We start from the raw sequence: 14755 nt of genomic DNA, 5'->3' as shown, positions 1-14755 counted from the left end.
CTTATATTTCAATCCTTTTTTATTCTCACAATACCTGGGAAAAGAGATTTCAAAATCATAATTGAGGATTTCCTGGTCTTCTTAAAAAAAGCTAGAACTACCACATTTGCTGTAAGCTGCGAAGCTAAGGTCGCAATTGCTGCTCCATACGCTCCATATTGTGGTATCAGCAGAATATTAAGCAGTATATTTACTACAAGCCCGCCTAGCGTATATGTTATCGTGAACTTCTGTAATCCCTCACAGATTAACCAGATGGAGCGAGCAGAGCCTAACATCGCAAATGTTCCAGCCCAAACACTTATTACTAGAATGCTAGCCGCACTTAAATAGTCAGCTCCAAAAAGTACTTTTATTATAGGTTTAGACAATAAAAGGATAATAAGCCCAAATCCAATACTCATCCAAGCAACTATTGTATATAGTAACTGAACTGATTTTAAATAACTCTGTTGATCCACATTTTTATTTTTAATAATTATAGGCTTAAAGGAAACTATCACTGCCATTGGAACAAAATACCACATTTCTGCAATTCTAACTGCTGCTGAGAAAACCCCTAGTTCTGCTTTGTCAGGTAACATAGAACCTAGCATAACTTGATCAACTCTCATGTACAAAGTAACCATTAATCCAGATAATATTAAACTCCAGCTTTTAGACATTATTTCTCTTGCATAGCTAAAATTCAATATCCAATGTGTTCTATCTTGTCGAATTTTAAAATAAACTATTATAAGAGCTAACCCTGTTATTGCAACATCTACTACATACACCAAAGAAAAATGTACCAAACTACCACCAAATACGACCACCATTAACTTCAAAATTGCTGTGATTATGTAAACTGAAATACGTATAATAGAAGACACTTTTGATCTCTGGTGAGCTTGGATCCAATATTCTATGACTTCCATTGACCTTACTACCATAGTGAATGATAATATGTACACAATGATATGCAAATTGACATTAGCTGGTTCAATTATTTTTATTGCAATGGCGGCAATAATTGTTAGTACTATTCCTCCAATGACTCTAAGAACAAGACTTGTACACAGAATTGTTCCCTCATCATATTCTTTATTAACCAAGTTTTTCACTGTTAATGTCTCTAATCCTAAGGCTGAAAAGGCAGTGAATAACGTTACAAGTGCTAATGCATAATTAAACTGCCCAAATAGATCTGGGCCAAAATAACGAGCAATAGCAGCAGTTACTATTACACCAGTTATTAAATTGACAACTTTATCACTTATTAACCACGTAGAATTTTGCATTATCTTATTTGCTATATCGTTAGAAAGTAGTGATCTATATTTTTCTAAATGGCGTTTACGTATATTCAATTTATTTACCCACTCATTATATTGATATTAAAACCATTCATGACCTGGTTACCATGCCCTTCAATTACTTTTATTCATGATATCTGAATATATTTCCAACATTTTATTTAAATTAACATTTCTATCATGAATTTTCGTAGCATTTTCTCTTGCGTTTTTAGAAAATTGCAAACAGAGAACTTCGTCTTCAAAAATTTTGCAAACATAGTGTGCTAACATATACGGTGCATCATGTTGATATAGAAAGCCATCTTGTTTGTCAATTATTCTATCGATGACCCCTCCTACAAAAGATGCAACACTAGGTACGCCTAATAATTTTGCTTCGCTTAATGAGTTTGATTCATTTTCAATAGTAGAAGCAGATACAAATACATTGGATTTCAAGAATCTTTCACACATTTGTTCTTCATCTAAAAGACCAGTGAATTGAACATGTTCTTGAAGATTATTTTCCTTTATAAGTTTTCTTATGTATTTACCATAAGAGGATATCTTGATTATTTCCTTTAAAGTTTGAGATTTAGTAATATTCGGTCCGGCAATATATAACTTAGCTCCAGGAAATTTTTGTAGTATTAATGGCATAGCTTTAATTACGAAATGAAGACCTTTAATGGTGTAGGACCCTTGGCTTACAAATATTGAATGTTTCTCACAATGATTTAAATCCCAGATGTGATTATAAAATTCATCTCTTAATATTTCATTACACGTATGGTAATTTAACTTTGGGTTAATCTGTAAAACACATACTTTGTCCCAACTAGTCCGGCCTATCACATGATCTACTATTTGTAGAGCTTTAGTTTCAAATTCGCCACGTATTATGAATTTCTTCTGCTGCAGCACTATATTGTCTTGCTTTAAAAAGTCTCTAAATGTAAATCTATTTTGCACATATGAAGGTACACTAGCCATATAATGATGTGAAATTATAGAGACAAGCCCTTGAATAGTTATGACTGTTTTTATTTGTTTTTTCTTACAAATAGTTGCCATAGAGAGAGTATGAGCAAATTCAGTTCCAAAAATATGTACAATGTCCGGTTTAACTTCATTTAATATATTCTCAAAAAGTGAATTTTCACCAGCTGTTTCTATATCCTTATCTTTAACAGGTGTAAAAGCGTAGTACTTTATATTCTCACCTTGTAATAATTCAAAATTTCTGGTTTCTTTATTGGGAAATATGATTGATAGTTTTAATCTAGCTTGTTTAGCCAATTTGCCAGATGTATTTACAAGCCATCCACCAAATGGGGTAGGTTCTTGGTTCATAAGTATAGAAGCTTCAGGTAGAGGAACATTGATTAACCATAGAACGTTCATTTGATACCTCCAAAGATTGCTTTATCACTTTGTGTTTTTTCAGATAATCCAAATATTTTCTAACTAGACCATTTATCAAACAGAAAGATATAAACATGAATGGAACCCCCTCCAAAATAGGCTCCACCATGAAATTCAATAAATATCCAATATAAATACTAAATATCAGCACCTTAAATTCCACATTTACTCTGTCGCTCCTAATAATGAAACCCAAGTTTATTATGCTTTTTAAAGTATATAAACCCAAAAAAATGAATGGTATTATTCCTGCCACGTATAATACATCAATCCATAGATTGTGGGCATATGAAAGCCCTCCCAAATCTAATTTATATCCCCCGAGGGGATAATTAAAAAGTTCAACCAGCGCATTACTATATACTAGCATTCTTGGATCATCTAACATTGAGCCCTGTTCGTTCATCCTAACATAGAATTGAGAATCTAATATAAAATCACTAATTCCAAATAAGTTATACGAATATACCACCCATATTAATATAAAAAATGAAGCAGCTAAGAATATTGATTTTAAAATACTACTTTGTTTCTTTTTAACTAACATACTATATAGGATAATATTCGAAAATAACGTAAGTAGTGTTATTATAATTAAAGTTCTGTTTCCTAATACTACAGATGAAACCAATGAGAATATAGCCCCAAAAAACAATATGAACGAAAGCACTTTATATTTTCTATTTATCCAAAGAATAAAGCTAAAAAATAGCAGACTTGCTACCGGTGTAAAATGAGTGCCTTGCAGAGTAGCGGCCATACCAATATCTGTCCAAATATCAGGTACTCGTCTTTCATATGTATTGGCTCCAAATGTTTTAAAATAAAGTAGCATATTTATTGATCCGTATAGCATATTACCTAATACAATTGTAATAATCGTCTTGTAAATAAGTTGTGCTTCTTTCTTGAAAATTAAATAACCAATAAAAAAACATCCAATCGGCTCTACAACATATAAGAGTAAGACAATTAAATCAATAGTATTATAAATTCTAAATATCAATATATAACTAATAGAAAACAATGATATTAATATCATATCAGCAGTAAGTCTAAAAGTTGTTTTTTTGTATACAGAAATCAGCATTCCCAAAATAATCATTGCAATAACTATATAAATCTCTTTGTTATATAAATTAATTGAAAACAAAAAAAGGGGGACTATCCATAACCAATCAAGGTTCCTTTTTTCTGTTTCATTTATCTGTACTTTGTTTTCTTCAATATTATAAGACATAATCGAGTTCACTCAACACCTTTTATTGAAAATATTGGATATTCAAGTCTCTATTCATTTGAATGTATTTTTATCTATTCAACACATTCAAACTTTTCTCTTATAAATTCCACTATTCTTTTTGCCTGAATATCACTATTCTTTTCATTTAAGATAAACTCCCTTGCCCTCAATCCAAAATTCTTAAGTTCATATTCAGGTTTTGTAAATATTTCTTCTATCTTATGTTTTAATGATGTAGCATTTGTACTCTCAATTGTGTACAAGTAACTATAGTACTCTTCAGGGATCCCTTTCAATTTCGTTGTAAGAAAAGGTGTTCCAGATACCATATATTCGAAAGTCTTGGAAGGGAAGGAGTATGCCGTATACTCCTCATCTGAATTTCTAACATTTATTAACAAAGTAGCCATTTTCTCATATTTAAACACTTCTTCGTGTGGTCTAAATCCAAAAAATTGTATTCTCTGATCTCTTAGACAAATATCATTGATATATTTTTTCATATCACCATCACCGAAAAGCCATAATTCAATTTCATTATCTTCGAGTTGTTCAAAAGCGTCTAAAATATTTTTAATTCCATATTCATGTGATAGAGTGCCAGCGTACATAATTGCTTTTTTCTTTTGTACTTTTGATAACTCTAACTCATTATTATAAATACCTTCCATAACTAGATAAGGCTTATTTTTCGGGTTAACTCTTGTATTCATTGGTTTTGTAAATAGTATATATAGATCATAGTTAGACTCTATGTATTTTACTAATTTTAAATATAAAGGTAATAAAATTCTTTTAATGAAAACAATGTCTTTTTGCCTCTTGTTATTTATAATATCGGTAGATAGATCAGTAAAAAAGTTAGCCCTTTTTATCCCGAATAATTTTGAGATTATTAATATACCTAGAGATAAAGGACTATAATTAAATGAAGTAAGTACCATTTTTTCATTTGCTTTCCGATTTTTAATATGCCATTTCAATGTAATAATCATTGCTTTAATAAAGAAGTTAATTTCTTTAAATAGGGGTAAATTGATATTAGAGATATATGTTACAAAATACTTTTTGTTTATTTTTTTTTCCTCGAATAAAATTTAAGAAACTTTCCTTTCGGGTAATATGGCTCTTGATATAGATAGTAAAGATCCATATCGATATCATTCCTTGCTGAAAACCCAGTAATTAAAGCCATCTCAAACCTATACTGTGCAACGTGAGCAGGCATAGCTTTTATAGTTGATGCTTCTTCAAACCATTCTTTATCACAGGCACTTCCGAAATATAAGATTTTCATGTTATACCTCTAGTACTATCATGAATTGACAGTTGTTGAAATCACGAAAAGAATTCTCTTTTTTGGGCATCTTTAACCTTCCTTATTATACTGTAATATAATTTATGTGATATGAGGTAAACTATTGAGCTTGCTGCAACATAAATTTGGGGGTAGGTAATGAGCTTCCTCATATATTCTTTAGAATTGTATCTACTGGAGTTTTCCATAAATTTTTGATAATTATTGCTTGATAATGCAATCTGCCACAAAGTAGCCCATACCCATCTTGCTGTTCCATATTTCTCATATTTCTCATAAAAATCGGGACGCACCGTCTTGAAGTAGCCTTCCAACTCTTTCATCAACTTGAAGCCATCTATTCTCTTTTCATCTACAAGGCTCATAGCCGAACTTTTTCTTGTTCTATATATATATAGCTGACTCCGGCTGTAAGCTACAGTATCTGAGTGCGAAAGTATTTTCCACATTAGTTCTATATCTTCACTATAGCGATAACCTTCTGCAAATCGCAGTTTATTATTTTCAATAATTTCGCGTTTTACCATAATAAAACATACCCCTGAAACAATAACGTGATATAAAAATTTTTCTAGAGCTTCAAATGATTTTATTAATCTATACGGGTAATATTTTGGGGTGTAAAATCTAATATTCCAATCTTCGGGAACAGATACAGAACTGCACACTACTAAATCACAATTATTCTTAATAAAACTGTCCATCATCTGGCTAAGATACTCAGGACCTACCATATCATCCGCATCAACAAAGCATATGTAATCTCCGGACGCTTTGTCGATTCCTCTGTTTCGAGCACTACTAACCCCTGAATTTTCCTGGTCAATCAATATAATATTCATTTTACTTCTCGTAATGTAATTTCGAACAACAGATGTAGATTTATCCTCTGAACCATCATTCACAATTATTAATTCAAAATCTTTGTATTTTTGATTTTCAAGTGACTCTAAGCAATCTATAATATACCTTTCTACATTAAATAGGGGGATTATAACACTAACCATAATTCCCCCCCCAAACTACTTTGTTAATAATATTTACATAGCTTTGAATTATTTTAACAACTTTTGCTGAAACATTATCATCTATATAATCAGTTGCAAGAAGAGTTCTCTCCCTACTCTCCCACATACTCTTACTTAGTTCTACTGCTTGTACAATATCCCTTTCATTAATTCCACCAATTACAACAGTACCTTTATCTAAAACTTCCGGACGCTCTGTAGATGTTCTAAGTAATATTCCAGCAAATCCAAGCATAGCACTTTCCTCAGATAGTGTTCCACTATCCGATAAAACGCAGAATGAATTCTTTTGTAGCTTGTTATAATCAATGAATCCAAATGGTTGTAAATTCTGAACTAACGGGTGAAACTTAAACCCTCTTTGATTAATAAATTTCATACTTCTAGGATGAGTTGAGTATATTATCGGCATTTGGTATCGCTCAGCTATGTTGTTAATAGCATTCATAAGTGACAGGAAATTTTGCTCATTATCAATGTTTTCTTCCCTATGAGCCGATACTAATATATACTTGTTTGCTTCAAGATTCAGCCTTTCTAAAATATCAGATACCTCTATTTTGGATGCATGTTTTTGTAAGACCTCCTGCATTGGTGAGCCTGTTACAAAGATATGCTCTTTTCTAAATCCTTCTGATAACAAATACCGTCTACTATGTTCAGTATAAGGGAGGTTTATATCGCTTATATGGTCAACAATTTTCCGATTAATCTCTTCCGGAACATTCTGATCAAAACAACGATTCCCTGCTTCCATATGAAAGATAGGTACCTTTAAACGTTTTGCAGATATCGCACTTAACGCACTATTTGTATCTCCTAGTATTAAAAGCGCATCAGGTCTTTCTTTTTCAAGGACCTCATATGATTTTGTAATAATATTTCCCATGGTTTCTCCGAGATTTGAACCAACTGCACTTAAGTAATGATCCGGCTCACGCAGCCCCAATTCTTCAAAGAACACTTGATTCAATGAATAGTCCCAATTCTGACCCGTGTGAACTAATACATGATCAAAGTATCTATCGCAGGCCTTGATACATTCAGAAAGCCTTATTATTTCTGGGCGAGTACCTATTATAGTCATTACCTTCAACTTATCCATTTATTAAACCTCCATAAAATAGGTGTCTGGGTTTTGTTGATCAAAAATTTCATTTGCCCAAAATAATGTGAGTAGCTCTGTTTGCCCAGTGTTTGTTATCGAATGAGAATAACCTGGTGGAATGTCGATAACCTTGAGCTGTTCTCCCGATACCTTGTACTCTAGAACATTATCACCGCTAATTGGACGAAATTTTATTAATGCATCTCCTTCGACTACAAGAAATTTCTCTACTTTAGTATGGTGCCAGTGATTGCCGCGAGTAATACCCGGCTTAGTACGAGAGATGAATACTTGTCCAAAATTTTCGGATTTAATAAACTCAGCTAGCCAACCTCGATTATCATGTTTCATCTCAAGATTATATCCAAAAGTATCTTCGGGTAGATAAGATAGATAAGTTGAATACAAATACCGCTCGAAGTCATCCTGTAGATCCCCCATTACAAGAGTCTTCCTGCTCGTTTTAAATAATTCAATCTTATCTAGTAGTGCTTGTAAAGTTACTTTAAAGCTCCTTTTGATATAACAATATCCGTCAGTTTGCATATTAGCATTACCTATCATAGCATTAATAAACTCTTCAATTATTTCATCAATATAAACAAGGTTAAGTACATTATTTGGGTTATGAATTTCAATTGGAATATCACGAGTTATATTATAACACCAGGTGGCAATAACTGAGTTGTAGTTGGGTTTGCACCATTTGCCAAAAACATTAGGTAAACGATAAACATATACATCAACATCGGCTTCTTTACCATATTTAAAAATAGCTTCTTCTGCGTTTCTTTTACTATTTCCATATGGATTATCTAAAGAAGCTTGAACAGAGGATGTAAAAAGAATAGGTGTTCTTCTTTGATCTTCTTTTAGAATAGCAATTAGTTGATTAGTAAAGTGGGTATTTCCTTGAGAAAATTCTTTAACATCATTAGGGCGATTTACCCCAGCACAATGAAATACAAAATCTGCCTTTGAGGCAAACTCCCTTAGTTGCTCAATCGGTTGGTTAGAACCAAATTTTAGAAGCTCCACCTTCTCCTTTCTCTCCAACGTAGCAACTAAGTTTCTTCCAATAAACCCATTAGCCCCTGTAACTAGTATTGTTTTCATAGAATGGCCTCTATTTTTCTATTGCTCAGTTCTTCTTGAATATAATCAAGTTTTAGAAGCAGTTCGCGTATACGTGGAATATCGAGTTGTTCAGTATTGTGTGAATTATACTCCCAGCCTTGACTAATTCCTTGATCACCACTAATAAAATATTTATCATAGTTTAAATCTCGTGTATCAGCCGGAATTCTATAGTAATCCCCTAAATCTTCTGCATGGGCCATCTCTTCTCGTGTTAGCAATGTTTCATACAACTTCTCACCATGGCGTGTACCGATAATCTTCAACTCACTCTCTGAGTTAAATAGATCGTTTACTGCAACTGCCAAATCACCTATTGTTGAAGCAGGAGCTTTTTGAACAAAAGTATCCCCTTGATTAGCCTTTTCAAAAGCAAATAACACTAGTTCTACTGCATCTTCAAGTGACATTAAATATCTTGTCATATTAGGGTCTGTAACTGTCAAAGGCTGGTTGTTTTTAATTTGGTGGATAAACAAAGGAATTACTGACCCTCTTGAACACATGACATTTCCATATCTAGTACCACATATCAGTGTTTTTTCACCAGTAATAGTTCGTGACTTTGCTACCATCACTTTTTCCATCATTGCTTTCGAAATCCCCATCGCATTAATTGGATAGACTGCTTTATCAGTAGAAAGACAAACTACTTTTCTAACGTTATGAGCTATGGCAGCATTCAACACATTTTCAGTTCCAATAACATTCGTTTTTACAGCTTCCATCGGGAAGAATTCACAAGAAGGGACTTGCTTTAGTGCAGCGGCGTGAAATACATAATCCACCCCATGCATGGCTGCCACAATACTGTTATAATCACGCACGTCCCCAACAAAAAACTTGACCTTTTCGCTCTTAATTTCCTTACGCATGTCATCCTGCTTTTTTTCATCACGAGAAAAAATACGTATTTCTCTAATCTGGGTATTTAAGAATCGATTAAGCACTGCATTGCCAAATGATCCAGTACCACCAGTAATAAGAAGACATTTATCCGCGAACATTATTTATCGTCTCCAAACCATTTTTTAAATGTGTAGTAATAATTTCATAACCTCTCGAAACTGTATAATGCTTCTCCAGAAAACACCTTCCATTATCGCCCATTTTAATGCGAAGGTTTTTCTCAGATGCTAATGTATCAATTACTTTAACAAAATTTATTACATCTCCACTTTCTGCCCAGAGGCCACATTGGGCCTCACATAAAACATCCTTCACATCTGTATTAACATCGGTGGCTGCTGCGATTGGTAAAGCAGACTCCATATAAGCTATTAATCTTGAAGGAAAATTAGGTATGGTAAATCGCGAATCTAAAAAGATTAACCCTACGTCACAGCTCCCCAATACTCGATCGTATTCATCTTTAGGAAGATACTTAATTAATTTTACGTTTGTGTGTCCCTCTCGTCGAATATGGTTATTTATTCGATCATACTCAGTCCCCGAACCAACAATAAGAAAAAAAATATCATTTCTTGATTTCATAAAATCGAGCACTTCAAGGAGGAAACCCATTCCTTGAGGTCGCCCAAGATTCCCGCCATAGATAAAAGCTTTAGAGTCTTTGGGAATTCCATACTTTTTTCGAATCTTAGCCCTACTGGTTTCATAGAAATTTATTGTTGATGGTCTTATACTATTGGGGCACTCTTCAACTTTACTTTTATCTATTTCGGGATTGTGTTTTAAAACATACTCTACATTTGCTCTAGACATACAACCAATATGATCCGACACTTTATAAAGATGTTTTTCTTTTGCTCTAAAATAACGCCAAATTAAACTGTTCTTTTTTATCATTCCCATATCAACGGCATTCTGTGGGAATATATCTTTTAAAAGTAAATAAGTTTTACAATCATCACGCTTCTTTATGTATCTCACTACTTTTTCAAAAGTAATTGGCGGTGTCGAATAAATCACCAAATCAAAATGGATATCCGTCATGTATATTTTTATGGCCCTCAAAAATTGATTCTCTATGAGTAATGTAGAAATACCCTTCTCAAAAACATTAGTTTTGGTAAGATTACCTGTTCTAACCCTCAATACTTTTATACCATTTTCCTCTTTATATTCCGTAGGCTTGTTATAACGACGTTCACGTTGACAGACAACAAATACCTGATCGTTTCGCTCATTAAACTCCTGCATTAAATCGGAATAGATATTTCTATCATTTCCTTCTGGATAAGCAAGAGTTAAGAATAATACGTTCATTATATTTTCACCCTGTTAAAGATTTTTTTGAGAGAGTCAATAACCCTCTCTAATTCGTTATTCGTCATAGCAGACCCAGTTGGTAAACATATACCTCGTTTGAATAATTCTTCTCCTACACTTTTCTTATTGTCTAAATGTGGAAAAAAAGGGCACTCTTTAAAAATGGGCTGCAAATGCATTGGTTTCCATACAGGCCGGGACTCAATGTTACTTGCTTCAAGTGCATCAATAATCTCTTCCGTACTGAGGCTAGAATCCTCATCTAAAGTTATTACTGTGAGCCAATAATTAGGCTTCCCCGCATCTGAAATTGGCATAAATTTAACTGGCAAATCCTTGAGTTCTTCAATGTATCTTTGTCGAATAGCTTTGCGTAATAGAATATGATCGTCTAGTACCATTAGCTGTCCCAAACCAATTCCAGCACAAATATTAGACATGCGATAGTTATAGCCAAAATCTCTATGCTCATAATGTCTTGTCGCTTCCCTTGCTTGAGTCGACCAAAACCGCATTTTATTAATCATGTCTTCATCATTGGTGACAACCATACCGCCACCAGATGTTGTCATGATCTTATTTCCATTGAATGAGAATATACCAACATTACCAAATGAACCGCATTTCTTACCTTTGAAAGTGCTCCCTATTGCCTCAGCAGCATCTTCAATGACAGGAACACCATAATGATTACATATTTGAAGCAAGCTATCATAATCAGCGCTTTGACCATAAAGATCAACAATAATCACCGCTTTAGGCATATTGCATGTTTTTTTAGCCCACTCAAATGCTTCAACTAGAGCTTTCGGTGACATATTCCAAGTGTCTGGTTCAGAATCTATAAATACTGGATTTGCAAATTGATACTTTATTGGATTACAGCTACCTGAAAAAGTAAGACTTGAGCAAAAAACATAATCCCCAGGTCCAACCCCAAAATACCTTAGTGCAAGATGTATACCTGAGGTTCCAGAAGATAAGGCGAGACCATGATTTACCTGAACATATTGACAAATCTCTTTTTCGAATCCATCAACGTTTGGTCCTAATGGGGCTATCCAGTTTGAATCAAATGCTTCTTGTACAAACTTAATTTCATTTCCACTCATATGAGGTGGTGATAAGTAGATCCTCTGCATTTTATTCATCTCCAAGTTGCTTTTTTATTACCGCAGGCAATCCCGCTACCATTACACTATTAGGAACATCGTGAAGCACAGTTGCTCCAGCGGCAACAACAACGTTACTACCAATGTTTATATTATTAGCAATATTGCAGCCCGTACCGACCCAACTATTTTTACCTATATTGACAGTTCCGCATACATGGGTCCCTGGTGATATATGAACTCCATCACCAACAACACAATCATGATCTATACTTGAAGATGTATTTATAATGCAGCCTTCTCCAATACTGGTACCGGCATTAATTACAGTTCCAGCCATTACTACAGTGCCTCTTCCTATATGACTGAATTTACTAACAACACTTATAGGATGTATTAAGAACGGAAGATTAAATCCATCGGTCATTAATCGCTCAATCCATTTTTGTCTTACACTGTTGTTCCCTGTAGCTACAAATACATCAGAGAATTGATCTTTAAACATAATATAGTCCTCAAAACTACCAACGATCGGAAAGCCAAGCACTTCAGTAATATTCTGCCTATCATCTAAGAATGCTATCGTATCCCACTTACCAATCGTTACAGCAATATCGGCAACAACTCTCCCATGCCCGCCTGCACCAAAAATCAACAATCCCTTCATACAACACCACCGTTCTAAGCATTGTTATAATCATTGGAGCTTCCTGTAAACAAGGGCATTGTATTTCCTTGTGAATTATTTATTCCTTTTCTAAATATCACATTACAAATAGTCATATATAAAATCTTCATATCTAATAAAAAACTAATATGATTTACATACCAAACATCAAGTTGAAATTTTTCATCCCAACCAATTGTATTACGCCCGTTCACCTGTGCCCAACCGGAAATACCAGGAGTTACATCATGACGACGTTTCTGCGCTGGGGTATAGTGATTCAAATATTCAATTAGAAGCGGTCTAGGGCCGATGAAGCTCATCTCTCCACAAAGAATATTAAAAAGTTGTGGGAGTTCATCAATACTTGTTTTACGGAGAAATGAACCGACTCTAGTCATTCTTTCCATATCAGAGAGAGGCTCCCCATTTTTTTTTGTCTCAATTCTCATAGTCCGAAATTTAAAGATAGTGAAAATTCTACAGTTTTTACCGGGTCGTTTCTGGCTAAAAAGTATGGGACCCTTGGATTCTACCTTTATAGCAATAGTTGCACCTAACAAAATAGGAGAGACAGCTACAAGCAAGACCGCAGCAAAAAAAAAGTCAGTGGTTTTTTTTACAATAATGTATGGTTTCATTACAGACACCTTAATTGCCCTTAATAATTTCTTTATCAATTAATTTAGATAGGTACTCTAATAAATTATGTTTTAACTCATCATGCTGCAATGCATATTCAATCGTAGTCTTAATAAATCCCAACTTCTCTCCAACATCATACCTAATACCTTCAAAGTTATATGCATATACGGCTTCAATTCGATTCAACCCAGCGATTGCGTCGGTAAGCTGTATCTCTCCACCAGCCCCAGGTGTTAGGTTTTCTAAAATCCCAAAAATCTTTGGAGTAAGAATATAGCGTCCCATTATAGCCATATTAGAAGGCGCCTCTTCTTTCTTTGGTTTTTCCACCAAATCGCTCACACTATAAAAACGGTTATCAATCTCCTTACCATCTACAATCCCATACCTAGAAACATCATCTTCTGCAACACGTTGAACACCAATGACGGATGATTTATAACGTTCATATTGCTCCATCATCTGCTTTAAACAAGGTTTATCGGCCTTTACGATGTCATCACCAAGTAATACCGCAAATGGCTCATTTCCAATAAACTTTCTAGCACACCAGACAGCATGTCCCAATCCCCTTGCTTCCTTTTGCCGAATATAATGAATGTCGACCATCTTGGAAGACTTCTGGACTTCATTCAGTAGCTCGATTTCCCCTTTTTCTAAGAGGTTCTGCTCCAACTCAAAAGAATTATCGAAGTGATCTTCAATCGCTCTTTTCCCTTTACCGGTTACAATAATAATATCCTCAATACCTGACTCCACTGCTTCTTCCACGATATATTGAATCGTAGGTTTATCTACAATGGGCAGCATTTCCTTAGGCATAGCCTTGGTTGCAGGCAGAAACCTGGTTCCGAGTCCTGCTGCAGGAATAATGGCTTTTCGTACTTTCATCCTTTATTACCCCTCTTATTTTTCATTCATTCCTCTAACGAATCCTTATAACTCTTCCCTTGACTCAATCCATATTTGGCCGCAATGGAAATCAATTGATCATATTCCTCTTCGGTTAACTTCTTCAGAATAATTTTCTTTGCTTCCTTTTTCTCTTCAACAGATAATCCATTAGTGGCCATTTTGATGAAAAGCTGTAGCTCACTAGCGCTTAGCTTACTTATGAGCACAGTCATCACCTGAGTCTTTTCCTTGGTGGTAACCGATTGTTCAACATTTTTCGCTTTCTCAGGCGAAACTTCAGCGCTATATTTCAGCTTTTGTCCGGGATCCATCTCTTCCGCATCCGGCTTTGCCGAGGCCCGGATCGTTTGTTCCTGTTTATTCGGGCCGGCATCTTTGTTTGAATTTTCAGTCTTTTCATCCTTAGACGGTCCTTCTGCACCCGTTGTTTTGCTGGATGCTGAGGAAGTGCCTACCTTGCTTTTGGTTTCTTGGGGTTCGGGCAGCGGATCGCTGGAAGCATCCTTTTCAACTGCCGATGGTGAAGTAGCGATGCTTCTTAACACATAGTTCACAGCATAGTTGGAAGCTATATAACCCCCAACACCGAGAGTGACAACAAGAAAAATAACGATAACCAGTGCTTTTCTCATCATAATCCCCACCCTG

At 34.6% G+C, this 14755-nt stretch carries 15 protein-coding genes; all 15 read right to left on the bottom strand.

Annotation, left to right across the window (positions count from 1 at the left end; genetic code table 11):
* Positions 1–8 precede the first annotated feature (8 nt).
* On the bottom strand, positions 9–1349 hold the full coding sequence (locus QMA13_RS00780; RefSeq protein WP_282938858.1) for a flippase: 1341 nt from the start codon (positions 1347–1349) through the stop codon (positions 9–11).
* Between the two features lie 60 nt (positions 1350–1409).
* Positions 1410–2681: a glycosyltransferase gene (locus QMA13_RS00775; RefSeq protein ID WP_282938857.1), complete on the bottom strand. Its 1272-nt coding sequence runs from the start codon at positions 2679–2681 to the stop codon at positions 1410–1412.
* Positions 2644–3942 (bottom strand): hypothetical protein, encoded by a 1299-nt coding sequence (locus tag QMA13_RS00770; protein WP_282938856.1) that lies wholly within the window; start codon positions 3940–3942, stop codon positions 2644–2646. Before QMA13_RS00770 ends, QMA13_RS00775 begins: the two co-directional genes overlap by 38 nt.
* A gap of 74 nt (positions 3943–4016) precedes the next feature.
* A complete protein-coding gene (locus tag QMA13_RS00765) occupies positions 4017–4940 on the bottom strand; it encodes a glycosyltransferase (RefSeq protein ID WP_282938855.1) in 924 nt (307 codons plus the stop codon).
* Positions 4941–5017: 77 nt separating this feature from the next.
* Positions 5018–5242 carry a hypothetical protein gene (locus QMA13_RS00760; protein ID WP_282938854.1) on the bottom strand — a complete coding sequence of 75 codons (225 nt, stop codon included), beginning with the start codon at positions 5240–5242 and terminating at the stop codon, positions 5018–5020.
* Positions 5243–5283: 41 nt separating this feature from the next.
* Positions 5284–6270, bottom strand: a complete 987-nt coding sequence (locus tag QMA13_RS00755; RefSeq protein ID WP_282938853.1) for a glycosyltransferase family 2 protein — start codon at positions 6268–6270, stop codon at positions 5284–5286.
* Positions 6263–7396: a non-hydrolyzing UDP-N-acetylglucosamine 2-epimerase gene (gene wecB / locus QMA13_RS00750; protein WP_282938852.1), complete on the bottom strand. Its 1134-nt coding sequence runs from the start codon at positions 7394–7396 to the stop codon at positions 6263–6265. The genes QMA13_RS00755 and wecB overlap by 8 nt, the downstream gene beginning before the upstream one ends.
* 3 nt (positions 7397–7399) lie before the next feature.
* The gene (locus tag QMA13_RS00745; RefSeq protein WP_282938851.1) at positions 7400–8515 is read right to left on the bottom strand and encodes a polysaccharide biosynthesis C-terminal domain-containing protein; all 1116 of its coding nucleotides are present in this window, start codon (positions 8513–8515) and stop codon (positions 7400–7402) included.
* A complete protein-coding gene (locus QMA13_RS00740; protein ID WP_282938850.1) occupies positions 8512–9543 on the bottom strand; it encodes a polysaccharide biosynthesis protein in 1032 nt (343 codons plus the stop codon). The genes QMA13_RS00745 and QMA13_RS00740 overlap by 4 nt, the downstream gene beginning before the upstream one ends.
* Positions 9530–10765 (bottom strand): glycosyltransferase family 4 protein, encoded by a 1236-nt coding sequence (locus tag QMA13_RS00735; protein WP_282938849.1) that lies wholly within the window; start codon positions 10763–10765, stop codon positions 9530–9532. Before QMA13_RS00735 ends, QMA13_RS00740 begins: the two co-directional genes overlap by 14 nt.
* Positions 10765–11919, bottom strand: a complete 1155-nt coding sequence (locus QMA13_RS00730; RefSeq protein ID WP_282938848.1) for a DegT/DnrJ/EryC1/StrS family aminotransferase — start codon at positions 11917–11919, stop codon at positions 10765–10767. Before QMA13_RS00730 ends, QMA13_RS00735 begins: the two co-directional genes overlap by 1 nt.
* Positions 11912–12547 (bottom strand): acetyltransferase, encoded by a 636-nt coding sequence (locus tag QMA13_RS00725; RefSeq protein WP_282938847.1) that lies wholly within the window; start codon positions 12545–12547, stop codon positions 11912–11914. Before QMA13_RS00725 ends, QMA13_RS00730 begins: the two co-directional genes overlap by 8 nt.
* A gap of 14 nt (positions 12548–12561) precedes the next feature.
* Positions 12562–13188: a sugar transferase gene (locus QMA13_RS00720; RefSeq protein WP_282938846.1), complete on the bottom strand. Its 627-nt coding sequence runs from the start codon at positions 13186–13188 to the stop codon at positions 12562–12564.
* A 10-nt stretch (positions 13189–13198) separates the two neighbouring features.
* Entirely contained in the window at positions 13199–14083 is an 885-nt protein-coding gene (gene galU, locus QMA13_RS00715; protein WP_282938845.1) for a UTP--glucose-1-phosphate uridylyltransferase GalU, read from the bottom strand.
* Between the two features lie 26 nt (positions 14084–14109).
* The gene (locus tag QMA13_RS00710; protein WP_282938844.1) at positions 14110–14742 is read right to left on the bottom strand and encodes a hypothetical protein; all 633 of its coding nucleotides are present in this window, start codon (positions 14740–14742) and stop codon (positions 14110–14112) included.
* Positions 14743–14755 lie beyond the last annotated feature (13 nt).

Origin of the sequence: Paenibacillus sp. RC67, assembly GCF_030020805.1 — a bacterium.
Classification (GTDB): Bacteria; Bacillota; Bacilli; order Paenibacillales; family NBRC-103111; genus Paenibacillus_S.
Note: the sequence above shows the minus strand (reverse complement) of the source record. Positions and strands in the feature narration are given on the sequence as shown.